Annotated in this window: 27 protein-coding genes; 10 read left to right on the top strand and 17 right to left on the bottom strand. The window is 32.9% G+C overall.

Annotated elements, in window-relative coordinates; genetic code table 11:
• Nucleotides 1-128: 128 nt before the first annotated feature.
• The 10 genes from nhaC to EKM79_RS10125 all read right to left on the bottom strand — a co-directional run bounded on the left by nhaC (nucleotide 129) and on the right by EKM79_RS10125 (nucleotide 10678).
• Nucleotides 129-1541, bottom strand: a complete 1413-nt coding sequence (nhaC, locus tag EKM79_RS10080) for a Na+/H+ antiporter NhaC (RefSeq protein WP_246005669.1) — start codon at nucleotides 1539-1541, stop codon at nucleotides 129-131.
• 519 nt (nucleotides 1542-2060) lie between these two features.
• The gene (locus EKM79_RS10085) at nucleotides 2061-2714 is read right to left on the bottom strand and encodes an amino acid ABC transporter permease (RefSeq protein ID WP_125568409.1); all 654 of its coding nucleotides are present in this window, start codon (nucleotides 2712-2714) and stop codon (nucleotides 2061-2063) included.
• Between the two features lie 13 nt (nucleotides 2715-2727).
• Complete coding sequence (locus EKM79_RS10090) at nucleotides 2728-3366, bottom strand: amino acid ABC transporter permease (protein ID WP_125568411.1); 639 nt, start codon at nucleotides 3364-3366, stop codon at nucleotides 2728-2730.
• Nucleotides 3363-4190, bottom strand: a complete 828-nt coding sequence (locus EKM79_RS10095) for a glutamate ABC transporter substrate-binding protein (protein WP_125568413.1) — start codon at nucleotides 4188-4190, stop codon at nucleotides 3363-3365. The genes EKM79_RS10090 and EKM79_RS10095 overlap by 4 nt, the downstream gene beginning before the upstream one ends.
• 17 nt (nucleotides 4191-4207) lie before the next feature.
• Nucleotides 4208-4939: an amino acid ABC transporter ATP-binding protein gene (locus EKM79_RS10100; RefSeq protein ID WP_164506069.1), complete on the bottom strand. Its 732-nt coding sequence runs from the start codon at nucleotides 4937-4939 to the stop codon at nucleotides 4208-4210.
• A gap of 621 nt (nucleotides 4940-5560) precedes the next feature.
• Nucleotides 5561-7354, bottom strand: a complete 1794-nt coding sequence (locus EKM79_RS10105) for an FtsX-like permease family protein (RefSeq protein ID WP_125568417.1) — start codon at nucleotides 7352-7354, stop codon at nucleotides 5561-5563.
• 26 nt (nucleotides 7355-7380) lie between these two features.
• Nucleotides 7381-8133 carry an ABC transporter ATP-binding protein gene (locus EKM79_RS10110; RefSeq protein ID WP_125568419.1) on the bottom strand — a complete coding sequence of 251 codons (753 nt, stop codon included), beginning with the start codon at nucleotides 8131-8133 and terminating at the stop codon, nucleotides 7381-7383.
• A gap of 147 nt (nucleotides 8134-8280) precedes the next feature.
• Nucleotides 8281-8631: a hypothetical protein gene (locus tag EKM79_RS10115; RefSeq protein ID WP_246005670.1), complete on the bottom strand. Its 351-nt coding sequence runs from the start codon at nucleotides 8629-8631 to the stop codon at nucleotides 8281-8283.
• A complete protein-coding gene (locus EKM79_RS10120) occupies nucleotides 8631-8912 on the bottom strand; it encodes an AbrB/MazE/SpoVT family DNA-binding domain-containing protein (protein ID WP_125568421.1) in 282 nt (93 codons plus the stop codon). The genes EKM79_RS10115 and EKM79_RS10120 overlap by 1 nt, the downstream gene beginning before the upstream one ends.
• Before the next feature lie 137 nt (nucleotides 8913-9049).
• Nucleotides 9050-10678 carry an ABC-F family ATP-binding cassette domain-containing protein gene (locus EKM79_RS10125; protein WP_125568423.1) on the bottom strand — a complete coding sequence of 543 codons (1629 nt, stop codon included), beginning with the start codon at nucleotides 10676-10678 and terminating at the stop codon, nucleotides 9050-9052.
• 224 nt (nucleotides 10679-10902) lie between these two features.
• Here EKM79_RS10125 and EKM79_RS10130 point away from each other — a divergent pair, with 224 nt between their 5' ends.
• The 3 genes from EKM79_RS10130 to EKM79_RS10140 all read left to right on the top strand — a co-directional run bounded on the left by EKM79_RS10130 (nucleotide 10903) and on the right by EKM79_RS10140 (nucleotide 14470).
• Nucleotides 10903-11841, top strand: coding sequence for a 2-dehydropantoate 2-reductase (locus tag EKM79_RS10130; protein ID WP_125568425.1), 939 nt, complete (start codon nucleotides 10903-10905; stop codon nucleotides 11839-11841).
• Nucleotides 11842-11863: 22 nt separating this feature from the next.
• Nucleotides 11864-12901, top strand: a complete 1038-nt coding sequence (locus EKM79_RS10135; protein WP_125568427.1) for a PTS sugar transporter subunit IIC — start codon at nucleotides 11864-11866, stop codon at nucleotides 12899-12901.
• A 288-nt stretch (nucleotides 12902-13189) separates the two neighbouring features.
• Nucleotides 13190-14470, top strand: a complete 1281-nt coding sequence (locus EKM79_RS10140) for a Fic family protein (RefSeq protein WP_164506063.1) — start codon at nucleotides 13190-13192, stop codon at nucleotides 14468-14470.
• Between the two features lie 36 nt (nucleotides 14471-14506).
• On the opposite strand, the gene EKM79_RS10145 is transcribed toward EKM79_RS10140, so the two are convergent.
• The 6 genes from EKM79_RS10145 to EKM79_RS10170 all read right to left on the bottom strand — a co-directional run bounded on the left by EKM79_RS10145 (nucleotide 14507) and on the right by EKM79_RS10170 (nucleotide 19605).
• The gene (locus EKM79_RS10145) at nucleotides 14507-14821 is read right to left on the bottom strand and encodes a bacteriocin immunity protein (protein WP_164506064.1); all 315 of its coding nucleotides are present in this window, start codon (nucleotides 14819-14821) and stop codon (nucleotides 14507-14509) included.
• Between the two features lie 132 nt (nucleotides 14822-14953).
• Nucleotides 14954-15295: a hypothetical protein gene (locus tag EKM79_RS10150; protein WP_125568433.1), complete on the bottom strand. Its 342-nt coding sequence runs from the start codon at nucleotides 15293-15295 to the stop codon at nucleotides 14954-14956.
• Between the two features lie 13 nt (nucleotides 15296-15308).
• The gene (locus EKM79_RS10155) at nucleotides 15309-15656 is read right to left on the bottom strand and encodes a bacteriocin immunity protein (protein WP_125568435.1); all 348 of its coding nucleotides are present in this window, start codon (nucleotides 15654-15656) and stop codon (nucleotides 15309-15311) included.
• A 114-nt stretch (nucleotides 15657-15770) separates the two neighbouring features.
• A complete protein-coding gene (locus EKM79_RS10160; protein WP_125568437.1) occupies nucleotides 15771-15956 on the bottom strand; it encodes a hypothetical protein in 186 nt (61 codons plus the stop codon).
• A 108-nt stretch (nucleotides 15957-16064) separates the two neighbouring features.
• Nucleotides 16065-17435, bottom strand: a complete 1371-nt coding sequence (locus EKM79_RS10165) for a bacteriocin secretion accessory protein (protein WP_125568439.1) — start codon at nucleotides 17433-17435, stop codon at nucleotides 16065-16067.
• Between the two features lie 13 nt (nucleotides 17436-17448).
• Entirely contained in the window at nucleotides 17449-19605 is a 2157-nt protein-coding gene (locus EKM79_RS10170) for a peptide cleavage/export ABC transporter (RefSeq protein WP_125568441.1), read from the bottom strand.
• A 1069-nt stretch (nucleotides 19606-20674) separates the two neighbouring features.
• On the opposite strand from EKM79_RS10170, the gene EKM79_RS12255 reads away from it, so the two are divergent.
• The 6 genes from EKM79_RS12255 (at nucleotide 20675) to EKM79_RS12515 (ending at nucleotide 23364) form a co-directional block, all read left to right on the top strand.
• Nucleotides 20675-21280, top strand: a complete 606-nt coding sequence (locus EKM79_RS12255; protein WP_164506065.1) for a GHKL domain-containing protein — start codon at nucleotides 20675-20677, stop codon at nucleotides 21278-21280.
• Nucleotides 21281-21291: 11 nt separating this feature from the next.
• On the top strand, nucleotides 21292-22044 hold the full coding sequence (locus EKM79_RS10180; protein ID WP_125568444.1) for a LytR/AlgR family response regulator transcription factor: 753 nt from the start codon (nucleotides 21292-21294) through the stop codon (nucleotides 22042-22044).
• A 125-nt stretch (nucleotides 22045-22169) separates the two neighbouring features.
• Nucleotides 22170-22313, top strand: a complete 144-nt coding sequence (locus EKM79_RS12260; protein ID WP_164506066.1) for a hypothetical protein — start codon at nucleotides 22170-22172, stop codon at nucleotides 22311-22313.
• Between the two features lie 19 nt (nucleotides 22314-22332).
• Nucleotides 22333-22470, top strand: a complete 138-nt coding sequence (locus EKM79_RS12265) for a hypothetical protein (RefSeq protein ID WP_164506067.1) — start codon at nucleotides 22333-22335, stop codon at nucleotides 22468-22470.
• A 19-nt stretch (nucleotides 22471-22489) separates the two neighbouring features.
• Nucleotides 22490-22642 (top strand): hypothetical protein, encoded by a 153-nt coding sequence (locus tag EKM79_RS12270; protein ID WP_164506068.1) that lies wholly within the window; start codon nucleotides 22490-22492, stop codon nucleotides 22640-22642.
• 407 nt (nucleotides 22643-23049) lie between these two features.
• The gene (locus EKM79_RS12515) at nucleotides 23050-23364 is read left to right on the top strand and encodes a CPBP family intramembrane glutamic endopeptidase (RefSeq protein WP_425454031.1); all 315 of its coding nucleotides are present in this window, start codon (nucleotides 23050-23052) and stop codon (nucleotides 23362-23364) included.
• A 350-nt stretch (nucleotides 23365-23714) separates the two neighbouring features.
• Here EKM79_RS12515 and EKM79_RS10190 read toward each other — a convergent pair whose 3' ends face one another.
• On the bottom strand, nucleotides 23715-23912 hold the full coding sequence (locus tag EKM79_RS10190; protein ID WP_125568448.1) for a hypothetical protein: 198 nt from the start codon (nucleotides 23910-23912) through the stop codon (nucleotides 23715-23717).
• Between the two features lie 259 nt (nucleotides 23913-24171).
• On the opposite strand from EKM79_RS10190, the gene EKM79_RS10195 reads away from it, so the two are divergent.
• Nucleotides 24172-24408 (top strand): hypothetical protein, encoded by a 237-nt coding sequence (locus EKM79_RS10195; RefSeq protein WP_125568450.1) that lies wholly within the window; start codon nucleotides 24172-24174, stop codon nucleotides 24406-24408.
• Nucleotides 24409-24568 lie beyond the last annotated feature (160 nt).

Raw genomic sequence — 24568 nt, forward strand, 5'->3', positions numbered from 1 at the left:
GCATAAAAAAATCCACACCATTTCTAGTGTGGAAATTGCTCTAAGATGTCTCACCAATACTATTTGACATAGAGCCAAAAATATCTCGTAAAATCGTTTTTAAAATACGATTTTACGAGATTTTTTCTTTAAGCAGTAACAGTATCCTCTTTATCAGATGCTGTTTTTTTTGAACTATCCATACGTCTCAAACCAATACCAGTGAATCCACTTATAATAGAAAGAACTGGTGAAAGTAAACTAAAGAAACAGAATGGTAAGAATGCTAATGTTGAAACTCCTAGTGTATTAGCAGCGAATGCTCCCGCAACACCCCAAGGAATCAAGTAGTTGATAACTGTACCACCATCTTCAAGTACACGACTCAATGCCAAATTATCTAATCCACGTTTGTTAAACGTTGATTTGAAGGCTTTACCTGGCAAAATAACTGATAAGTATTGCTCACCAACGAAAATATTAACTCCGATACCCGAAAGAATAGTTGCAGTAACAACAGATCCAGGGGTCTTCAATCTTGCAGCAAGTGGTGCCATTGCAGTTTGAATGACATCAAACTTCATTAATAGTCCACCTAATGATAATGTTAGAAAAATCAATGAAACTGTTCCCATCATTGAAGTTATACCACCACGAGTAAGTAATGCATCAACTGCAGAATTACCAGTTTTAGAAACAAATCCATTTTCGATAAAACCGGCCACATCCTTAATTTGTGTACTTGGCTTTTGAATAAAGATCATACCAACTGTAACGGTGATGTTTAAGATAAGTGTGGCAATAGCTGGCACCTTGGTAATCGCACAAATAAACAATAGTGCAATTGGAAGAATAGCCCACCATGAAACAACAAAATTAGAATTCAAAACTGTCAAAGTTTTATCAATATTACTTAAATCAGCATTTGAACCACTATTTCCTAGAATTGCGTAAAGGACCAATGAGATTAAAAATGCTGGAATAGTCGTCCACATAAGGTTCTTAATATGAGCAAATAGATCATCTTCAGCAATTGCAGATGCCAAGTTAGTTGAATCTGAAAGTGGTGAGGTCTTATCTCCAAAAATAGCTCCTGAAATAATCGCTCCAGCTACCAAAGCTGGGTTAACACCAAGCGTTGCACCCATTCCAAACAGTGCTATACCAAGTGTTGACACGATGGTAAAGGCACTACCGATAGAAGTACCAATAATAGCACAAACTAAGAATACCGATGGAACAAACCATTTAACTGAAATCATGTGGAATCCAGCAACCATCATTGATGGAATAATTCCGGCAGCGATCCATGTTCCAATCAATGCTCCAATCAAAATAAAAATAAATATTGGTACGATCCCGTTCTTAACTCCATCTATAATACCGCTATGAATATCATCCCAGCTATTACCTCGAACTTTAGCCCAAAGAACTAATAATCCGATAACTACCAACACGGGCGTTTGTGGTGATAGACCAAACTTGATAACAGCAAATCCTAAAACTACTAACATTACTAATAAAATTGAAATGGCTTCTTTGAAGCTGACTTTGTTTTCCATAATTAATCTCCTCATATTTTGTTGAATTTATTTAATGATTCGATAAAGCGGTGTCCCACCAGATGTATTATTCATAATCACAGTTCCTTTCCAAATTCGAGAAATAAAAAAAGTCGTTCCCATTGCTTACGCAACAGGGACGACTAATAACCGTGGTACCACCCAGATTGAGAATATAAAAATTCTCCACTCTCGAGAAGTAACGGTTCTCTTTACCCGCTTGGAAAAACCAAGTCATATCTGGTATTTCATGACGTACACCCTGACCGATTCGCATCAACCACCGGCTTTCTTACACACAGATGCAGTACTACTTGATTCAGACACTTATATTTGTTTATTCGATTGACTTGTATATTAGCAGTTATCTTTTTACTCGTCAAGGAATTGTTTTTAATTTTCTATTTTTATAGTGCTTTCGATTCCGAGATATTTTACCTACCGTGAGGAACGGCTGGTAAAAATCTCTCCATCTACAGCTCTATTAATACTAACAAATGAATATTAATCTAAATCTTATTAAGCCATACGTCTATCAATAACCTTTGACAATAATGATAATGCGTAACAAACGACGAAGTACATAATGGCCATCGCAACGAAGACAGGAATAATGTAGTTAGGATTTTGACCATAAACTACTTGTCCATGTTGCATCAATTCTGGGACAACAATAATTGTTGCCAACGATGTATCCTTGATCAGCGAAATAAATTGACTAACCAAAGCAGGAATCATTTTTTTGTAAGCTTGTGGTAAAACAACGTGCCACATGGCTTGTCCCATCTTCATACCCATAGCACGTGAAGCTTCCATCTGACCAACATCAACTGCTAAAATCCCTGAACGAATGATCTCAGCAATCATCATCGATTCAAAAACCGTCATTGCTAAAATAGCGGCAGGAATTGTATCTGGCTTGAAACCAAAGGCCGGTAAACCAAAATACGTGAAGAAAATAATCAATAGCAGTGGTAAGTTACGGATAACATCAATGATGAATCCAATAATCTTTGAAAAATATGGGATTTTCGCATAACGAATAATTCCCAAAATAGAACCAAAAATAAAACTTAAAACTACAGAAATTACAGAAATTAGAATTGTGATTCCAAGCCCTTGGAGCAGGAATCGTATATTGATCCATGAATATGCATCTATCCAATTTTGCATAATACGTCCTCCCCTAAGCTAATTTTCTTTCTAGATGTTGCATATAATAACTGATTGGCAAGGTAATAACCAAATAGAACAATCCGACTACCACATATGTATTAACTGTTTCAAAAGTAGTAGAAGCAATTGCATTACCTTGATACATTAAATCGAATCCAGCCACAAAAGCTAGGACTGATGAATTTTTAACTAAATTAATAAATTGATTACCTAGTGGTGGAATTACTAGTTTGAAGGCCTGTGGCAAAACAACATTCTTCATCGCCTGCCAAAAAGTCATTCCTTGTGCACGAGCGGCTTCCATCTGACCATCATCAACTGAGTTAATACCCGAACGAACTGTCTCAGCAATAAAGGCTGAAGTATAAATAGTTAGACCAATCGTACCAGCAGTAAATCCATTGATTTTAACAACGTACAATGGAATCACTAAATAAAAGAACATCGTGATAACTAACAAAGGAATGTTACGGAATACCTCCACATAGACATTACCAATAACACGAGCAACCTTGCTAGGCATAACTTCCAAAATAGCGAACAAAGATCCGATAATCAAACTGAAGAATAATGCCAAGAGACTGGATAGAACTGTCCAGCCGAAACCAGAAATAAACGCTGACCAGTTATCTACTAATAGTTTTATCATTTTCTCAGCACCTCCTTGTAGTCAAATCCGGGAACATTACCAAACCACTTCATGATCAGCTTATTGTATGTTCCATCTTTAATAACTTCTTTAAGGCCCTTATTGATGGCTTTACGAAAATCATCTTGACCCTTATTAATACCAATACCATATGGCTCAGTAGTAAAAGTACCTCCTACTAATTTATAATCCGGATTTTCAACAGCTAAACCAGCCAAAATAACATTATCAGTTGTCATAGCTTCACCTTGACCAGATTTCAAGGCTGTCAATGCTTGAGCAAAGTCGGGCAACTGTAGTACTCGTGCCTTTGGAGCAATTTTTTGAATATTATTAACTGAATTAGAACCAACAGCACTCGTTACAGTCTTACCATTCAAATCTTTAACGCTCTTAATTGAAGAATTCTTCTTAACCAAAATAGACTGTCCTGCATCAAAATATGAGTCAGAAAAATCAATCACTTTTTTACGATCAGGCAAAATAGACATAGTAGCAATGATCGCATCGATATTACCATTCTTCAATAATGGAATACGTGACTGTGATGTAACGGTTACGAACTTGGCATTACCATTTTTACCCAAAACTTTCTTAGTAATGGCCTTTGCCAAATCAATTTCAAAGCCTTTTTCTTTACCATCTTTAACGTCAATCAAACCAATCAATTTTTGATCAGCCTTCACACCCCAAGTAATCGTATTTGACTTCTTATCATTCTCCAAAACATTCTGAGAAGATAATGGTTGCGTTCCACAACCTGCTAGCGTCAAAACTAGGAGCAATGACGTGATGATAAGTGCTAAATACTTAAATCTTTTCATATCAAATACCCCCTGTTTTAATGCTTAATGATCTTACCTAAGAACTGACTTGCACGTTCATTTGAAGGGTGCTTGAAAAATTTATTTGTTTCGTCATCTTCTAGGACTTGACCATCAGCCATAAAAATAACACGGTTAGCAACTTCTTGAGCGAAGCCCATTTCGTGCGTAACGATAAGTGATGTCATATCACTTTGACTTGTAACGTACTTGATAACTCCCAAAACATCATCGATCATTTCTGGGTCTAGCGCACTCGTTGGTTCATCAAAGAGCATACAACGAGGTTTCATAGCAAGTGATCTAGCAATGGCCACACGTTGTGCCTGCCCACCAGAAATCTGTGAAGGCATATTATGTGCTTTATCTGCCAAACCAACTTGGTCTAGTAAAGCCATCGCTGTCTTCTTATTCTCTTCTTCACTTAACTTCAAAACAATTCTTGGTGCTAACATGACATTCTCTAACACATCTTTATTAGCGTACAAATTAAAATGTTGGAAAACCATACCGACATCAGTACGAATACGGTTGATATCAGTCGATTTGTCCGCAATATCGCGTCCGTTAACGATCAACTGACCTTCTTGAATAGTCTCCAAACCATTGACAGTTCTGGCCAAAGTACTCTTACCAGATCCTGAAGGTCCAATCAAAACAACAGTTTCTCCCTTATCGATTTTTAAGTTGATGTCTTTTAGTGCATGAAATTTACCGTAATACTTTTGGACATCGCGGAATTCGATCATTGATGACATAAACTTTCTCCCTTCTATTCCCTCTGAAATTTATATTGAAATTTCCTGAAAAATAATCATTAAAGAAATTTTAATGTTTAAAAATGGATTTAGCAACAAAAAACGACCAAACATTGAGCATGTTCGGGTTTAACACAAGGCGATTATTACGCTCTATGCCTTATATGTCAAGGTATCATCATGTGATGTTACTATATAAAAAAAATTATGCTGTATACACTATTCCTTAAAATACGAACTAATTGTTTGTTAAAAAATTATCAAGTAATTCATTCTATCATAAATTAAAATATTTTCCTAAAATTATATTTATTTTAATAAAGTCGCAGCCATAAATTAAGACTAAAAAAGCCGCCCATCGCCTGGGCGGCTTTCATTATGTGACTGCTCTCACATTTTTTTGAGAACGGGAATTCTCATTACATATTGAAGGGTGTTTCAAGGAATCTTGTTGAGGGATTTCCATATAATATTGCATCTTAGAAGGGGAAGGTTTCCTCGATGCTTTTTAAACCATTAGTGCTCCTCTTTCCGAAGAGCTGGGGTCGGAAGGTATTAGTTAGGGGGAAGACCCGCCGACCCCAGTTCCCCCGAAGGAAAACTGTAAAACTATTATTTTAAAACAATCTTCTTATACAAATAACGTGTTAATAAGTAATAACATAAGTACAAGACTATGAAGATACCAAATGGAACTTCAATGTGTGTATATGGTTGGAATAAAATTCCCTTGAACATCTGTAGTCCTAATAGTACGTGGATAACACCCAGTCCAGCGGGAACAGCGAACAAGACCGCAATCTCTTTATTAATAGTAGAGCGAAGAACCCGTTGACGAGTACCAATCTTGTAGAGCATGTTGTAACGCTTAACATCTCCGTTCGCACCTGATAAAATTTTGAACATCAAGCAACTTGCTAACATTGCTAAGAAGGCAATTCCGAGGAAGAATCCCATGAATTCTAATCCAGAGAAGAAGCCATTTATCATAATGTAAGCACTATACTTATCGCCACCGGCGTTCTTTAATTCTGGATAACGCTTTGCTTCTTCTTTAGAGATGGTTCTGATCTTACTCAAGTTATTCTTAAATGACGATGTCTTAACAAGAGTTAAAGTATTAGATTTGCCTGGAATATTATTGTAATCTGCATCATTAACCATCTTAATCTGACTCATTCGATACTTAGGCATCATATTCTGTAACATTGAATAACTAACATCTGGATCAGCTATATTAGTACTCTTCTTAGTTGTAGAAATCATGCTCTTCATATTGAATGCTTCATAATGAAACGGTTGTTTCTTTAATTCACTAGCACGATAGTAGATAATCTTTTTGTTATCATCAATCTTGTATGAATAGTTAGACTGATCATCACCACTTAAGTGATTGATTCGATTCTTTTGTGCTGTATCGGCGTTATGGACTGCAACATCATAGTAGTTTTGTCCGTTAACAACAGCAGATATTTGCTTTTGAAAACCTAGACCAACAGTGATAGCACCAAGTGCCAAAGCAAACATAATTGATACCATAGAGAGGATTTTCGTATAATCTCCAATTCTAAAGCTCAACTGTGAAAGAGTGAAATTATTCAAGCCCTTTTGAGAGTACTTAGTATTACGCTTGAGTAGTGAAATTACCGCAGTAATTGCTGAATTGATCGTAAAGTAAGTTCCGATAACAATTGTTACCAAAGCGATAGGAACGCCTAGGAAGATAAAAGCAGCGTTTTTTCCGATATACCACATACAGAAATAACCTATCACTAGAAAAATAATTCCTAAAACTGCTTGAACAGCCTTAACAGCACCGTTACGCTTAATCTTACTTGGTTGACTATCCTTATGTAATAAAGTCAAAATCTTAGTGCGACGAAGTGAAATAGAATTGCGTATTGCTGAAAATACAAATATTACGATAAAGAAAATAAATGTCCAAACTAAAGCTGGTAAATAAAAACTACTGAAATGTGTAACATGCATATCAAGTGCTGTAATCATCCACTGACTAACGTACTTAGTAGCGATGATTCCAAGAAGTGCACCGATAATAGTAGAAATGGCACCAATTGTAAAAGTTTCAACAAAAATCATCCTAGAGATCTTACTACTCTTGGCACCAAGCATCATAAACATCCCATATTCCTTCTGCCTCATACTGAGTAAGAAAGTATTCGCATAGTTGATATAGACGATTGTGATTATTGCTAGTAATACAATTCCGAAGCCAAAGATAAAGGCTGTTGCTGCTGCGGGTGAATTAGACTTTAAAAACGTTTTATTCAAAGCTAAAGATAAAAACATATAAAAAATTGCTGAAGCAATCATCAAACCCGAGAATAATACTGTATAATCACGCATTCGATGCTTTATGCCACTGAGGGCTAACTTGTTTAACATTACTTAATCTCCTCCTATATACTTAATTACTCTACGAATGTTCCAAGTGAATCTAAGATTTCTTGATAGAATTCTCCACGAGAACTTTCTTCTTTTTTCAATTCTTGACCAATTTCTCCATCACGAATGAAGAGGATTCTGTCACAGTAACTAGCTGAGAAGGGATCATGTGTAACTAATAAAATCGAAACATTATCTTCACGATTAATCTTTGTCATTGTATCCATAAGTGCACGAGCACTCTTAGAATCCAATGCACCAGTTGGCTCATCACCAAAAACAATACTTGGTTCATGTACTAACGCACGTGCCGCTGCTACTCTTTGCTTCTGACCACCAGATAATTCCGTTGGATAGTGATTCAAAATCTCTGTTAAGCCAAGTTTTTCTGTAATAGCTGTAACGGCTGGCTTGATCTTCTTAGGTGACACATTTTGTAATGCTAATGGCAAAGCAATATTTTCATATGCTGTTAAATTCTCTAACAAATTGAAATCTTGGAAGATAAATCCAATTTTATTAGCACGAAAATCAGCCATTTCATTTGTATTCAATTTTGTAATATCTTGGCCGGCAATTTGAACCGAACCACTTGTGGGCGTGTCAAGAGTGGACAAAATGTTCAGCAATGTTGTTTTACCTGAACCAGACGCCCCCATGATTCCAACGAATTCTCCTGGTTGAACTTCAAAATTTACATCTGATAAAGCTTTGAATTGTTTTTCGCCAACTTTACCATAAATTTTTTCAACATTTTTTACTTCTACGATTTTTTGCATTTCTTGAACCTCCATTTGATATATCTATCATAAGAAAATTCATCATAAAGGTCGTTCGATTTATATTACAATTACTTACATTTTTGTAAGTTAATCTTTCAAGTGAAAAAAACGACTCGAAGTTTTGACTTCGGGTCGTTTTTGTAATTACATATTGTCCTTATAGTTTTGTACAAATAAGAATAAATCGTTTATATCAGTAATTTTTAACCTTCCAATAGGTGGTCGGTTAAACACTATATCTCTGGTAATTCTATAATTCTTATGAATATCTACATAAAATTTCTTTAACAGTCCTGCTTCTTTCCAATACTTTATCGGATAGTAAAACTTCCTAACAGTATTGGATTTACTTACATACTTAGAAGTTATTTTAAATACTAGTACATATTCCCCATAAACATCGACTACTAATGCCGGTCTTAATTTGGATTTTGAGACATCATCAAACGGAATGTTTGCAATATACAAATCCATTGGCTTTATGACTTTGCCCATCAACCATTAACCATCCAATCGTGAAAATCAGGTGATTTTTTAGAATCATAATGGCCTTTATCATCTATATCTACCATTTCTGTGGGTATATCCTTCATCAAATTATGCCAATCGAGTGCTGTAGGTTGTTTCTTAAGTACAATTTCATTATTAGAATTAACCGTAACTGATAATTCATCACCACTGCTTAACTTAAGAGCCTTTCTAATCGGGGCGGGTATTACTACTTGACCTTTACTAGAAATTTTTGATAATTTAGAATGTTCTACTGCTTTATCCATTTTGAATCACCCTTTTCAATTTTACGTCTTACTTCTTACATTATACATTTTACTTTCTATTAAAAATAATATAAACACTCTTAAACTCAAAAAAACGACTCGAAGTTTTAACTTCGGGTCGTTTTTGATTATATACATTAATCTTCGTACAATTTAGCAACTTGTTCTTGTACTTGTTTATGTGCCAAGAATTCATCATATGTAGTATCAGCCTTATCGACAACACCTTTAGGGCTAACTTCAATAATACGGTTAGCAATCGTTTGAATGAATTCATGATCATGAGAAGTAAAAATAATACTGCCCTTAAATCCTACTAGACCATCATTCAAAGCTGTGATTGATTCCAAATCCAAATGATTAGTTGGATCATCTAGTAATAGTACATTAGCCTTGCTAAGCATCATCTTAGATAACATAGCACGAACCTTTTCCCCACCGGACATAACATCTACTTCACGATTAACATCATCCCCAGAGAAGAGCATCTTACCTAAGAATCCACGTAGGAAAGTATTGTCATTTTCATCCTTAGAAGCATATTGACGCAACCAATCAATTACTGACAACTTATTCTCGGCAAAGTAATCATTAACGTTCTTAGGCAAGTAAGTGGTACTAGCAGTTTGTCCCCAAGTTACTTGGCCTTCATCTGGCTCCATCTCTCCAGCAATAATCTGCATCAAGATAGTAGTAGTTAAGTCATTGCGACTAATAAACGCAATTTTTTCATCTGGACGAAGTGTTAAATTGACATTATCCAAAATTTTAACACCTTCGATAGACTTAGAAACACCCTCAAGACTAACTAGATCCTTCCCTAATTCACGCTCTGGGCTGAACTTAATGAATGGGTATTTACGTGTTGATGGCTTGATATCATCAAGCGTAATTTTTTCCAATTGTTTCTTACGAGATGTAGCTTGCTTAGATTTCGAAGCATTGGCACTGAATCTAGCCACGAATTCTTGTAATTGTTTGATTTGTTCTTCTTTTTTAGCATTGGCATTAGCTTGCAATTGAGTAGCTAACTCACTTGATTCCATCCAGAAATCATAGTTACCAACGAAGAGTGTGATCTTACCACGATCAACGTCACACATATGTGTACATACTTGATTCAAGAAATGACGGTCATGAGATACAACAATAACGGTATTCTCATAATCAGCTAAGAAGTTTTCTAGCCAACTGATTGATTGAACATCAAGACCATTAGTAGGCTCATCCAATAGTAAAACATCGGGATGACCAAATAATGCCTGTCCAAGCAATACTTTAACTTTTTGTGGCTCTGTTAACTCACTCATTGGTACCTGATGAAGTGATTCATCGATTCCCAATGCTTGAAGCATTTGAGAAGCTTCAGCTTCAGCTTCCCAACCACCCATTTCACCGAACTCAGTTTCAAGTTCAGCTGCACGAATACCATCCGCATCACTGAAATCAGGCTTCAAATAAATGGCATTTTTTTCAGTCATAATATCATAGAGCTTTTGGTGACCACGAATCACTGTATCCATAACTAAATTATCTTCAAAAGCAAAGTGATCCTGGTTCAAACTAGACATTCTTTCATTAGGGCCCATAGATACTACCCCAGTAGTTGGCTTCAACTTGCCTTCAATGATCTTCAAGAACGTAGACTTCCCGGCACCATTAGCACCAATAACACCGTAACAATTACCTGGTGTGAATTTAAGATTTACATCATCATAGAGCATCCGGTCGGAAAACTGCATACTGACATTGTTGACATTTAACATTAACTATCCTCCTGCATTTACGCGTAAAAAAACAACGTGTCAAATAACGGCGACGTTGATTTATGTTCATATTCGTTTTGATATATTAGTGTAGTGTAACACATACCACCAAGTATTTCAGTGTTTATCAACTATTTAAAATATTCAATTGAACATGCATTGTGTGTTTTTTCACAATAAATACAGTATAATGATTATAAATAGGAAACTTAGGAGGTAACACTATGAAAATTATTATCGCAGGTGCGGGTGCTATGGGCAGTCGCTTTGGACTTATGCTAAATAAGGGTGGCAATGATGTTACGCTGGTTGATGGCTGGCCAGATCATGTAAATGCTATTAAAGAACACGGTCTAAAGGCTAACTTTAACGGTGAAGATATCACAGCGCAAATCCCCGTAATGCTTCAATCAGATATCCAAGGTACTGAAAAAGCTGATTTAATTATTTTATTTACCAAATCTATGCAGCTAGACAAGATGTTGCAAGATGTTAAACCATTGATGTCTGAGGATACAAAAATACTCTGTCTCTTAAACGGTATTGGTCATGAAGACACTATCGAAAAATACATTCCAATGAAAAACATCTTCATAGGTAATACAATGTGGACCGCTGGTCTAGTTGGACCTGGACAAGTAAAACTCTTCGGTGAAGGTTCTGTTGAACTACAAAACCTTGGTAAAGGTGAAGAAGGAGCCGCTAATGAATTAGCTCAAATATTATCAGAATCTGGTCTAAATGCCAGTTATTCAGATAATATTCATTATTCAATTTATCGTAAGGCTTGTGTAAACGGAACTATGAACTGCCTCTGTTCCATTCTTGATGCCAACATGGCTGAATTCGGTACTACAAAACCAGCACATGACATCGTTGTAACTGTCGTTAACGAATTTGCGGCCGTAGCTAAGGCTGAAGGTGTTGACCTTGATGTTGATGAAGTAGTTGAGCACGTTGAATCATGCTTCGATCCTAATACTATTGGTAAACATTATCCATCAATGTATCAAGACTTGATCAATAATCATCGACTTACAGAAATTGACTATATTAATGGTGCTGTTTCTCGTAAAGGTAAAAAATATAATATCCCTACACCATACTGCGACTTATTGACTCAATTAATTCATTGTAAAGAAGATATTCTGGGTGCTAAATAACTGATTACAGGAGATAACTCTCATGAAAGATAAACTAACAACAAAAGTTTTTCTCAACAAAGTCTTATCTGGAACTGCTACCGGTATTATTATCGGTCTAATTCCTAACGCCGTTCTTGCTGCAATACTTAAATTATTTGGAAATAATCCATTTGCCGTAGCCATTGGCCAAATGGCTGTTATTTTTCAATTAGGAACTCCGCTATTAATCGGAGCACTAATTGCTCTACAATTCGGATTCAAACCAATGCCAATGATGGTCGTTGGTGGTGCCTCTTTCGTTGGTTCAGGTGTTATCAAGTTCAACGGTAAAGCTCAAGCATACATTGGAGCTGGTACTGGTGATATTATCAATACAATGCTGACAGCTGCCATCGCCGTTGGAATGATTATCTTGATTGGTGAAAAATTTGGTTCTGTTGCTATTGTACTTACACCGATAGTTGTCGGTGTAGGAGCTGGACTAATTGGTTTTTATCTCTATCCATACGTTACAGCGATTACCATGGCTATTGGAGAGGGAATTAATTCCTTCACTAATCTACAACCGATCCTGATGTGTATCCTGATTAGTTGTGCTTTCGCCGCGTTGATTATCTCACCAATATCGACTGTTGCCATCGGTATGGCTATCCAATTAAACGGAATCTCAGCCGGTGCCGCTGCTATGGGTGTTGCCGCTACAACTATCGTATTAGTTGTTAACTCATGGAAGATTAACAAACCCGGTGTTACTATTGCCATTGCACTAGGAGCCATGAAGATGATGATGCCTAATCTGTTTAGAAAACCTATCATTCTAGTACCTTGTCTGATTACAGCTGCTATTTCAGCAATTCCAGTCGCATTGTTCAGTATTTCCGGAACACCTGCTTCCGCTGGATTCGGACTAGTAGGTTTAGTCGGACCACTAGCATCATTAGATGCCGGATTAAACGTCGTTCTACTATTAATAAGCTGGTTAATAATCCCTATTGTGGTTGCAATTGCACTACAAATTTTATTAGAAAAAGCTCTACATTTATACAAGAGAAACGATGTCTTTGAATTCTTAGGATAGAATTTAAATACAATAAAAAATACGATTTGAGAAATTTTTCTCAGGTCGTATTTTTTATTATGAGAAATTTCAAGTTAAACCTGAATTTATTAACAAATATCTCATTCATTTTACTGATTTCTATCAAAAATTAAAATCAAGTTTACAATTATCACTTATTTTTAAATAGTTACCGAAATATTTTAGAATAACTTTTTAAAAATAGACCATTTTTTCAAAGTTATCTCTTTTGTTATGTTAAACTTTTTAAAAAGGTTCTATTTTTTAAAAGTTAGGAGTAAAAATACAATGTTGGAATATAAATTACTGGAAAAATTCAAATATGGCACTGGAACTCAATCACTTTCAGATGAAGAGATAGAAAAAGAATATCAAAATAGAATTAATGGCTATTCTACTCGTGTAACAAATATTTACCCCTATTTGATCAATAGAAATAAAATATCTAGCAACCATTACCCCTTATTTATAGTAGAAACAGTAAAAATAAATGAATTATTTAACGAAATACAAACAGAATCCAAAAATATAGAAAAAATCGCAACAAATTTACCTGGCATAGCTCAAAGCGGTTATATCAATTCTCTTTTACAAAACGAGATATTCTTTACTAATGAAATAGAAGGTGTAAAAACCAATAAGGAAGAAATTGGAACAATTATAGGTGATTCAGTCTCTAAAAAAAGGAACAAAAGGCGAAGATTAGAATCAACAATCCGAAGGTACCAGGCAGCATTAGCAAAAAAAGACATCAGAATTGAGAAATTAGAAGATATTAGGAAACTATATGATGATCTTTTAAATGGGGAATTAGCTGACGACGATCTACCTGATGGAAAATTGTTCAGAAACTCCAAAGTTTATATAGGTGGTGAAACTGAAATTATTTTCAATCCACCCGCAAATGAGGATCTGATTTCTATACAACTCACAAAGCTGATTGAATTAATGAATGATGATAGCATTAACTTCTTAGAACGCGCGTTTATTACGCATTTTGTTTTTGAAAACACCCATCCTTTCAGAGATGGAAATGGTCGTATGGGACGTTATTTACTTTCCTCATACCTGTCTAAGAAACTCGATCAATTCACTGCCTTGTCAATTTCCTCAGCAATACATATTGAAGTTCAAAAATACTATAGAATTTTTAAAGACGCAGATAACATTTTTAATAGGGCTGATTTAACGATATTTATTACAGAAATGGCAAAAACAGTTTTAAACGGACAAAGAAGAGTATCTGAGAACTTGTTAATAAGAAAAGAATTATTAGATTACAATTGGAATCATTTGAATAACAGATTTGATGATTTGACAGAAAATGAAAAAACCGTACTAAATATCTTTTTACAATCAAAATTATTCAGTAACGATGACAGTACGGGTGTTCAAGATCGAGAAATTATCAGTTTTCTAAACAATACTGACCATAAAAGATTTCCCAGAAATACGGTTAAAGATGCCATCAGCTATTTAGAAGAACGAAACATAATTCAAAAAATAAAGAGTGCACCACTGCAACATATACTACTCGATGAGTATATCGAAAAAGAATTTAATAGATAAAATTAAAGGCAAACTGATTTCTCAGTTTGCCTTTGTTTAGTTACTCTCAACAGTAACACGTTTTTCCATGCCACTGATCCAAACACTATTAGCATTTGATCCACGATAATCATTCGCATCGACATCGATACTTTGAGATAACTGTAATAAAGCCTTCGGTGCTCGTAACCAATGTGATGCTAAATAAAATGAAATATAATTGCTTAATTTAACACAGACTATCTTGTAGTTTTCACCATCATCTAGTTCCCGAGCTAATTTTAGTAGTCTAGTTCTTATATCTCGATCCCGCTCTATTTCAGGATCAGAGTATGCTCGATTGATCAAATCAAATAATTCCTTTTCCGACAAAATACTCACTCCTTTACAAATTATTTTATACGGAACGATGTTTAGTAAATGAAAAACATCCTGAACAGTAGCTTTTTAGTTCCTGAATGGAAACAAAAAAGGAACTGTACCAAAACAGCTCCCATTAACCTACTAGTATTTAACTGTACTTCCGTTCTTAAGAGGAATAAAGCCGTAATTCTTATATCTGTCCAATATTTTTGAATCGACCTCTCTTAATTGAGGATCAATAAAATCATAAATATCACTATATTCTGTTGGTAATCCTGAAATACGACTCTTCAAATTCAAAGACAAATCTGCTTGCAACAATTCAGTTCTTAAACCAAGCATCACCTTAATATAATCTTCATTACCGTTTAAATCTTTTGAAAATTGTAATAGATTTTTTCTGAAATCATCATATTTGGAATCTTGAACTTCTTTGTATGCCTTATCTACCATACTTAAAAGCTTTTGACGTTGTTCTTTCATTTTTTAAACCTCTTTATCTACGTGGCATTTTGTTCTTATCAAAATAACTATAAAATTGTGACTTGTCAGTGAAATCGGAAAGATTACGGCCATTCCATCCCGCTTTCTTAGCCATATGAGCTAGATCAATTAGTTGACTTTCTTGCTCTTTGGGCAAATTTATACTGTCAAAGCCTTCCACATAAATATAATTAACCAAATGATTAATAAGCGTGTCTACATCTTTAGTATCATCTATTTTTGTATAGACTTGCAATAACACATCAGTGATATTTAACAATCCAGTTGATGGATTAGGCAATTTAATCAAATAATTATATAGTCCATGTATTAATTCTTTTGCTTCATCACGTTTATCCATTGTATTCATACCCTCTTTTTCAAACTAAACTTCCACTCCAATATAGTTCTTTTGGGATTGATTGAAAAAATTATATCCTGAATTGGGGTATTTTTACTCCTGAATGAATAGAGTTTAAATTTGTTTTTTCTCGTTATCCTTAACAAATAGGCCATTACTAAGTAGAAAGATACTGACAATCAATGAGATCCAGAACAAATATGAAAAACTATTTCTAACAATATTTTCAATTACTGTACTAACAGTTATTAACGATAGCCAAAATGATATATTCTTATAAAACTGTTTGTTAAAATTCATCTTATGGTACACCCCTCTTATTTAATTTACCCAATTCTGAAGAAGATTTGGTACAAGTACAACAAGGTTAATCATCGATAATGACCTGAAATGGTATACTTTCCAACCTCAATTCTTATCCATCAATTTATCAAAATAATATTTAAAAAATGTTTCTTTACCAGTAATAACATTAGCTTTACCTGTCATACCAAAATGTAATTGTTTAGCTGCTATTCCATTAACTACAGATTCTGATGTTACAACATAATACGACCCATTATTAACTGGTACAGGCGCAACACTGATATTACTAATAGCTCCCTCAACAACAATTGGCTTAGGCACATTACGTACTATTTCCAATCGCAAATGCTGACCCTTTTTAATTGAAGAAATATCTTTAGAGGATATATAGCTTTGTAATTTAACCTTACTTTTACCATTTAATTTAGGATATATTCGAGCCAATTCAGTTCCTGAACCAATATACTTAGCCCCTTTTGTAGATTCATCATTAAGATGAATCACGCCTGACTTAGAAGCCGTTACTCGATAATTTTTAGAAAGCTCCTCTAATTCTTTTATATTGGAATTTAAATTTTTCAAGTCAGATTTAACTTTAACTAATTGCTCTGAAATATTCGTTTGCTGGTCATTCTGTAACGAATCAATTTTTTCTTTATTAGTTTCAATACTATAATCAGTGTCATTGAAGTCTTTCAGTGATTCCTTTTGTGCTTTAGCAGAATTTAATTCATCACTGGCACTATCAAATTGTTGTTGTAAGTTACTCAAATAGGAACCCTTAACACTATTTGTATCTGAGCCGGCATTTAACTCCCCTATGTAATTATCATAAATATATCCAAACTTAGCTGATGAAGGGTACGTCTCTCCATTTTGAATAGAATTAAATAATTTTTGATACGCTTGTACGTCCTGTAATTTACTATCAATTGTATTTTGATAAAGTTTCGATAACTCATCAATTCTATTATCTGAATAAGCTGACTTGTCCTTTAACATTTTATTTTCAATTGTATAAATACTTCTCTGATTTAAATAATTATGTAATAGTTCACGATAACCAAAAGCATCTGCACCGTCGAAGGTATCTGCATTCTGTGATACTCCTTGTCGAAATAAATCTAGCGCACCAATTTGATTTTTCAAATTTTCCTTTTTATCAACCAACAAATTAAGCTTGATTTGATTACTTTTATTTGTATAAGTAACTAGCAAATCACCCTTTTTGACATTCTTACCTTCCACTAAGTAATTTTTCTTAATAGCACTATTACTTGGAGATTGAATCAACGGAACGTCTCTCTTTGTTCCTAGCACACCTACGGATTCAATTGTTATCTCCTTTTTACCTACAAAGGAAAACAACAAAACCAACAGCAATAGTATTGTCACAGGAGCTATTATCAATGTAGAAAAATTATTAAACCGTTTATTATAGAATTCACTACTTTCTAAGAATTTATCATCCATAGCTTTTCATTCCTTAATTATTCAACAAATCAAAATAATAGCCTTTCTTGCTTAATAGTTGATCGTGCGTACCTTTTTCTACAATTTTTCCGTTATCAAGAACAACAACATTATCAGTCTTTTTAGCAATTGATAATCTATGAGCAATGAAGATAATAGTTAAATCTCTAATATTCATTAAATTACTAATAATTTTATTTTCAGTTATGGCATCTAATCCACTAGTCGATTCATCAAATATTAATACCTTGGCTGGAGATAACAACGCTCTAGCTATGGTAATTCTTTGTTTTTGACCACCTGATAGAACACTGCCGTTTTCATCCAATACCGTTTCAAATTGTAATGGCATTTTTTCGACATCGGTAAAAATCTCGGCCGTACGACAAGCGTCTATAACATCCTGAGGCCGTATATCCTTTCTACTACCTAATAAGAGATTATCCTTAATAGATCCTGAGAACACATAGGGACTCTGTGGAACATAATTAATAAATTGCCGCAAAGTATGTTTGTCCACATTTTTAATATCATGATTATTAATTAATATTTTCCCATTGCTAGGTTCAAAAAAGTCTACTAGTAATTTAACCAAGGTAGACTTACCAGAACCACTCATCCCGACGACAGTTATTTTTTCACCTAATTTTATTCTTAAACTTAAATTGTCCAAAACATTCTCACCGTATCCATAACTATAATCAACATGCTCGATACTTATATCACCTAACAGTTGCGTAGAATCAATAATCGAACGACTATCATTAAATTCAGAATCAACTAAGTAGACTTCATTCAAACGATTATTAGCAACTTTCGCGGTTTGAAGTTTTGGCTGAAGATTAATAATATTCTGCAACGGATTAATAAAGTAAGCTAATAGAGCATTATAAGTCATCAGTTGACCAACTGATAATTGATTTTTCGTTACCAAAATGGCTCCCATCCATAACACTATGACACTAAGAATTAGCTGTAAAAATAGCTTGATAGACTGTTGCAAAGTATCTATTTTTATATAGCTCAGACTTTTCTTTAAGTAATCTACGAATTCACTATCAATTTTACGGTACCTTTGATTCTCACTATTCAGGGCTTTGATGGTTTCAATACCATGAATATCTTCAATTATGGATGAACTCAAAACGGAACCACTTTCCATTTCTTTTCGATTAAGAGTCTCAAATGGTCTAGCAAAGGCCCAAATGACAACAATGTAAATCGGTAATGATGCAAGTGTTATCCAGAATAAGGTACTATTTTGAATAACTAAAATGGCTCCCATAATAACAATCGTTCCTACATCAAGAAAAATGGAAATGATTGTACTTGCGAGTGCATCAATAATCTTATTAGCATCATTAAATCTAGACACAATTTCACCTGTTTTTCTAGTCGCAAAAAACTCCATAGGTAATTCGAAAACATGATGAACGTACCCTAAAATAATGTCAATTGATAATCTTTGTCCCAAAATACTTAATAAGAAGTCTCTCGCATAACTAAAAATTGATTGAAAGATATAGAAGACAATCAATCCAGTGGCTACAAGTGACAATGTACTATTCATATTATTAGGAATATAAGTATCAATAACAGTTTGTAAAAAGTATGAACCCAAGATACTAATGATCGTAATTAACAATGCGGACAAAATTATATTAATAACTAAACGTTTTTGTCTAAAAAGTACGGGCACAAAGGAAAACAAAGAATCATTCTTATCTACCTTGCTTGGCTGATAAGATGAATTTGGGGCAAAAAACAATGCCACACCCGTCCATTCTGATTGGAACCTTTCAAACGACATTTTCGTTATTCCAACAGTAGCATCAGGATCAGCTATCACTACATAATTTTTTCCTTTACCCAAAACAATATAATAATGTTCTAATACTTGTTTCTTAACAACATGCACAATAAATGGATAAACAATATCATCCATTTTAAAAAGATCCATATCTGCCTGAACCGCTTGAGTTTCAAAATCGAGACTCTGCGCTGTCTTAACGATTCCCAATGCAGTTGTACCTTCAATATCCGTTTTAGCTAGATTACGTAATCTAGCTAATGAAAATTGTGATCCATAATTTTTAAGAATCATCGCTAAAGCTGCCACTCCACAATCATTCTCATCAACTTGAGGTATATATATTCTTTTGTTAATCATATTGTTTCCCCTCTAATATGTATAATCTTAATTTATCAGTTGAGGTATAAAGACATTAAAAAACACCCTGAACCATACAATTTTATGACCTCAACTAAATTATTTTTATAAAAATATTAGTTGAGGTCAGTTTTTTGTATTGTTCAGGGCACTTTTATCAAATTTTTTTTTAGGATGTCATAATTGGATTATAAAAAGAAAAGGAGAAACAACCATGATTAAGATTAAAAATTTAAATGAGAAAGAATTAATTAAAGTATGTGGAGGATATAGTAAATCAGTTGCACACAAATCAAATATGGAAATTGTAAGAAAATGTTTTCTATCATTTTTACAAAATTGTAAATAACAATATTTGATATAATTACTATTGGGGGATAAACCAATGGTTAATATAAGCGCAAAGGAATATATTTTAGAATTTTTTATTATTTCGCTAATATTATTTTTTATTTTCATTTTTTTATATCAACAATCTAACAAGCTAACTTTGAAAGAATCTATTTATCTATTTGGATTATTTATAGTATTCTTTAGTCTTCAAATACTAATAAATGATTGGGCTGATTTGGTATACATTCTGGGGATCTATCTTTTCTTTAAGAATAAGGAAAAGGTAGATTATTTTCTTATTGAAATAATATTCATCTCCATACTAACCGTAAACATATCCAACATCCTGCAATCTATTTGTATGACTCTTATTAATGATGTTTCCACAAATGGTTATGCATATATTATTTTAAACGAATTTTTCAACTTATTTATAACAATAATAATTCTACAAATCTATAAGAAAATTGGTCTATTGAATAAATTAAAGAAGCATAGTCCTAAATTAGTACTGATAATATTAATTTATTCTTCTATTTCAATAACTTTTTTTATATCCTTAATGCAAAAATACAACACATATACGACCTTAATAAACGAAGTTATTTTATTTCTCATTCTCCAAAGTTCATTTATGGTTTTCGTGTTCATTTATGACAGAAAAAGACAAAAAGAGAAATATAAGCAAAATATAATAGAGGAAAAATCAAAAAATTTAGAATTATATACTCAATCATTGGAAAAAGAACAGCTAAAACTTCGTAAGTTCAAACATGACTATAAAAATATGATTGTAAGTTTAAGATCGTTTACTTCTAGAATCCCTGAATTGGATGAAACGATAAACAAGTTCGATGATTATTCAAGTGATTACTTCAAAGGACAATTTCTCAATCAATATAAAGATTTAAGAAATGTTGAAAATTCATATCTCAAAAGTCTTCTCATCAGTAAATTTCATACAATTAGTTTAAATGAAACAAAATGCACATTTGAATGTCGAAATAAGATTAATAATTCATCAATAAACATATTTGATTTGATACGTCTGTTAGGAATTTCTATTGATAACGCAATTGAATCCACAAAAGGCCAATCCAATGGAGAAATCAACATCAGCATAGTAAAAGAGAATAACCAATTACTATTTTTAATAAATAATACTTCGTCATCTACTGAATCAGTACATAAACTGGTTAGCGAAGGTTACTCAACTAAAAAGGGACATTCTGGACTTGGATTATCCAACATTCAGGAAATTAAGAAAAAGTATCCCGATAATATTATTTCTAAGTACGAGAAATCTGATAAATGGTTCAAATTAGAACTAATCATAAAATAAAGGAGATTTAAATGAGTTACCCTATTATTATTTGTGAAGATAACCTTATACAATTACAAAGAATATATTCAATCATCGACAATTACATTCAATTTCATAAAGATTTTTTTGATATTGTTCTTAAATCAGATAATCCAAACGAAATTACCGAATATTTAGCAAAATACTCTATTCAAAATGGTATCTATTTCTTGGATATTGATTTACACAAGTCCACTAATGGAATTGATTTAGCCGAAAAAATAAGATCTATCGATGTTCTAGCAAAAATAGTTTTCGTTACAACACATGATGAAATGGCTCCTCAGACATTTAAAAGAAAAGTCGAAGCTATAGGTTTCATCGTCAAGGATCAAGATCCTGACAACTTTCGTAAAGAAATACAAGACATACTATCTTTATCTCAAAAAAGAATTGACGAGGTTAAGGTAATTAAAAATCATAATGAAATAGTTTCTTTCCACTACGATAATTTAGCATACAATGTTGAAAGTTCCGAAATACTATTTATAGAACCATCACCTATTAACTCTCACAAATTAGAACTGTATACAAAGAGCGGTAAATTCGAGTTTTATGGAAAGTTAAAAGACTTTGAACAAAAATATTCATTCTTAGTCAGAGTTAATCGTTCATGCTTAGTTAATCCAAAATCAATCAAGCGGGCAAATTTTAACACTAGAGAAATGGTATTTGATAAGGGATTAAGTAGGTATGTTACACCTCTGAGAAAGAAGAATCTAAAGAATATTATAAATAACTAGTAATTGCTTAAACGTAATTACTAGTTTTTGTTTAGGATTAAAAAGTTAGTATTTCAGGATCATATCCCATTTTCATTATTCATTAATTTTAAACTATAAATGTACTAAGAAAGGGAGGTATGAAAATGAAACAAATAAGTTTAAGTAATCTTAAAAAAGTAAGTGGAGGTAGCAAGAAAGATTATGACACCTTATGGTATGCAGGGAATGCCATAAGAAAAGGGATAAATAATCTAATTAAACCATTCAGACCAATTAATGTTAAATAAATATATTAAGGAGAGTCATATGAAATACAAAAATATTAAAAATGATGTACTCCATAAAATTACTGGTGGTACTTTAAAAACAAGTATTTATCCTAATGCTTTAAGAAAAGTATTTAAAGTAATTATTAAGCCCTTTAAGCCAATAAACGTAAAATAAATAACTAGGAGAAAATACAATGAAATATACAGAACTACCTAAAAACAACCTTAAGAAGATTTCGGGAGGTAAATCTGGTATCCAAGTTAATTTAGATATTAAATGGCCTGCATTGCGAGATTCAGTCCATGGTTTCATGGATGGAATTACTGGTCATAAAAGGAAATATTAGTTGGTAAAAAAGAACATTTCAATACTTTACAAGATATTGAAATGTTCTTTTTATTCAACTAATCATCAAGGAGCAATATAATGGAAAAATTAAAAATAATACCGGTATTATTTATATCATTACTAATAGTCATGATATCAATGGCCCCAACCTATTATTACGACAACTTATCCATGACCAGTAATTATATAATATTCGTAATTGAAATAACTATACTAATTCCTGTTCTAATATACCTTTTTAAAAAAACTTCAAAAAATTCTAATTTAACCTTACATATTACCAAACCAAGTTTTAAATTATTATTATTGGACATTTTAGTTACCACTATACTAATAACTTTGGATATAGCGATTGCTACTTTTCTTCCTGATGTTGATGATTCTTCAACTAATACCCTTTTTCATATGCTGAATACTAGGTACAAATACCTAAACCTACTGAATACAAATATAATTAGTCCCATAACTGAAGAACTTATTATACGTGGTATCACCTTTGCACTACTTAAACGGTACATAAAAAATGATACGGTTTTAATTATTTTAGTCAGTGTATTTTTCGGATTTTTACATGGAATCTCAATAAGTATTATAACTATCATGTTATTCGGTGCGTATTCACAAATAATTCTGATCAAAACCAAAAATATGAGCAACTGTTGTACTGCTCATATACTAAATAACATTATTACCACAATAGTCAATTTTATTTTCATGTGAAACTAACTGTAATAAACAACTGCAAATGGGTTGATTTTTTGTTTAAGAATGAAAAGTGGTGTTTCAGGTATTCTTTTACAGCCATAGTTAATAATTCATTATACTGAACTATCAATAACTAACGTAGGAAGATATTTAACAATAGATAAATGATATCTTACGAAGGTTAAGTTAGTTCATTACTCCTCTTAGAAAGAAAAAATTAAAAGACATTATGAATAGCTAGTAATTTTATTTAAATGATTACTAGCCTTTTTAACAAAAAAAGTGTCTATTTATGATCATTGGGATCAAAGACACTTTTCAAAAATAATATAGGAAAACCTGACTAATAAATTCAATAATTCTTACTATGATGGTATACAACCTGTTAAATGAGTCCAATCCTTCGTATACAATGCTAATCCAGCTCCAACCGCACAGCTAGTGGCCCATCCTAGGTTACTATTCATTTTACCTGGTGTTCTCCAAGGTTCATAATACGGAGACTTACCTCCTCCCAAAGTTTTTTGAAGATCCTGCATTGATAATTTTTTATAACCAGCCATGATAAAGCCTCCTTTATTCTTTAGAACAAATAAAGAATAATACAGATTGTCAATTCTAGATCAATAATCACCTGAAATACTAAAATAAACAACCTGAACAAAGTGAATAAATTAATACAGGACCTATTCAGGACATAGAACACAACAATTCAGGATACTTTATACAAAACCAAAGATATTTCTATTACTATTACTATGAAATATAATTTTTTAACCACTATATGTTCCACAATTTCAAAATATTGCGGAGGAAAATATCATGCTAAAAATAGTAGATGGTAAATTAAAACTAGCTAAAATTAAAAATCAAGTAGGTTTTACATTAACATATCCAATATTAAACTTAATAGTATCCTTTACATTAAATCTTATAGACGGAAACGAATTACTTGATTTGGATTACAAAAATTTGTTTTTTGTAACTATACTTTTTATGATATTTTTCCACCTTTGGAATTACTTAATCAGTAAATTACAAAAAGGTCATCAAAGCTAGTATATAAATAAAAATCATGATTACAAATTTAATAAACCAGCAGTAATAAATAACTGTAAAGCGGCCAATATGTTCATAAATTGGGCTCTATGTCAAATAGTATTGGTGAGACATCTTAGAGCAATTTCCACACTAGAAATGGTGTGGATTTTTTTATGCC

Source organism: Companilactobacillus insicii (assembly GCF_003946015.1).
Lineage (GTDB): Bacteria > Bacillota > Bacilli > Lactobacillales > Lactobacillaceae > Companilactobacillus > Companilactobacillus insicii.

Excerpts from the sequence above, each read along its gene's own strand:
- nhaC (WP_246005669.1), bottom strand. The coding sequence starts at position 1,541 with ATGGAAAACAAAGTCAGCTTCAAAGAAGCCATTTCAATTTTATTAGTA.
- EKM79_RS10085 (WP_125568409.1), bottom strand. The coding sequence starts at position 2,714 with ATGCAAAATTGGATAGATGCATATTCATGGATCAATATACGATTCCTG.
- EKM79_RS10090 (WP_125568411.1), bottom strand. The coding sequence starts at position 3,366 with ATGATAAAACTATTAGTAGATAACTGGTCAGCGTTTATTTCTGGTTTC.
- EKM79_RS10095 (WP_125568413.1), bottom strand. The coding sequence starts at position 4,190 with ATGAAAAGATTTAAGTATTTAGCACTTATCATCACGTCATTGCTCCTA.
- EKM79_RS10100 (WP_164506069.1), bottom strand. The coding sequence starts at position 4,939 with ATGATCGAATTCCGCGATGTCCAAAAGTATTACGGTAAATTTCATGCA.
- EKM79_RS10105 (WP_125568417.1), bottom strand. The coding sequence starts at position 7,354 with ATGTTAAACAAGTTAGCCCTCAGTGGCATAAAGCATCGAATGCGTGAT.
- EKM79_RS10110 (WP_125568419.1), bottom strand. The coding sequence starts at position 8,133 with ATGCAAAAAATCGTAGAAGTAAAAAATGTTGAAAAAATTTATGGTAAA.
- EKM79_RS10115 (WP_246005670.1), bottom strand. The coding sequence starts at position 8,631 with ATGGGCAAAGTCATAAAGCCAATGGATTTGTATATTGCAAACATTCCG.
- EKM79_RS10120 (WP_125568421.1), bottom strand. The coding sequence starts at position 8,912 with ATGGATAAAGCAGTAGAACATTCTAAATTATCAAAAATTTCTAGTAAA.
- EKM79_RS10125 (WP_125568423.1), bottom strand. The coding sequence starts at position 10,678 with ATGTTAAATGTCAACAATGTCAGTATGCAGTTTTCCGACCGGATGCTC.
- EKM79_RS10130 (WP_125568425.1), top strand. The coding sequence starts at position 10,903 with ATGAAAATTATTATCGCAGGTGCGGGTGCTATGGGCAGTCGCTTTGGA.
- EKM79_RS10135 (WP_125568427.1), top strand. The coding sequence starts at position 11,864 with ATGAAAGATAAACTAACAACAAAAGTTTTTCTCAACAAAGTCTTATCT.
- EKM79_RS10140 (WP_164506063.1), top strand. The coding sequence starts at position 13,190 with ATGTTGGAATATAAATTACTGGAAAAATTCAAATATGGCACTGGAACT.
- EKM79_RS10150 (WP_125568433.1), bottom strand. The coding sequence starts at position 15,295 with ATGAAAGAACAACGTCAAAAGCTTTTAAGTATGGTAGATAAGGCATAC.
- EKM79_RS10155 (WP_125568435.1), bottom strand. The coding sequence starts at position 15,656 with ATGGATAAACGTGATGAAGCAAAAGAATTAATACATGGACTATATAAT.
- EKM79_RS10160 (WP_125568437.1), bottom strand. The coding sequence starts at position 15,956 with ATGAATTTTAACAAACAGTTTTATAAGAATATATCATTTTGGCTATCG.
- EKM79_RS10165 (WP_125568439.1), bottom strand. The coding sequence starts at position 17,435 with ATGGATGATAAATTCTTAGAAAGTAGTGAATTCTATAATAAACGGTTT.
- EKM79_RS10170 (WP_125568441.1), bottom strand. The coding sequence starts at position 19,605 with ATGATTAACAAAAGAATATATATACCTCAAGTTGATGAGAATGATTGT.
- EKM79_RS10180 (WP_125568444.1), top strand. The coding sequence starts at position 21,292 with ATGAGTTACCCTATTATTATTTGTGAAGATAACCTTATACAATTACAA.
- EKM79_RS12260 (WP_164506066.1), top strand. The coding sequence starts at position 22,170 with ATGAAACAAATAAGTTTAAGTAATCTTAAAAAAGTAAGTGGAGGTAGC.
- EKM79_RS12265 (WP_164506067.1), top strand. The coding sequence starts at position 22,333 with ATGAAATACAAAAATATTAAAAATGATGTACTCCATAAAATTACTGGT.
- EKM79_RS12270 (WP_164506068.1), top strand. The coding sequence starts at position 22,490 with ATGAAATATACAGAACTACCTAAAAACAACCTTAAGAAGATTTCGGGA.
- EKM79_RS12515 (WP_425454031.1), top strand. The coding sequence starts at position 23,050 with ATGCTGAATACTAGGTACAAATACCTAAACCTACTGAATACAAATATA.
- EKM79_RS10190 (WP_125568448.1), bottom strand. The coding sequence starts at position 23,912 with ATGGCTGGTTATAAAAAATTATCAATGCAGGATCTTCAAAAAACTTTG.
- EKM79_RS10195 (WP_125568450.1), top strand. The coding sequence starts at position 24,172 with ATGCTAAAAATAGTAGATGGTAAATTAAAACTAGCTAAAATTAAAAAT.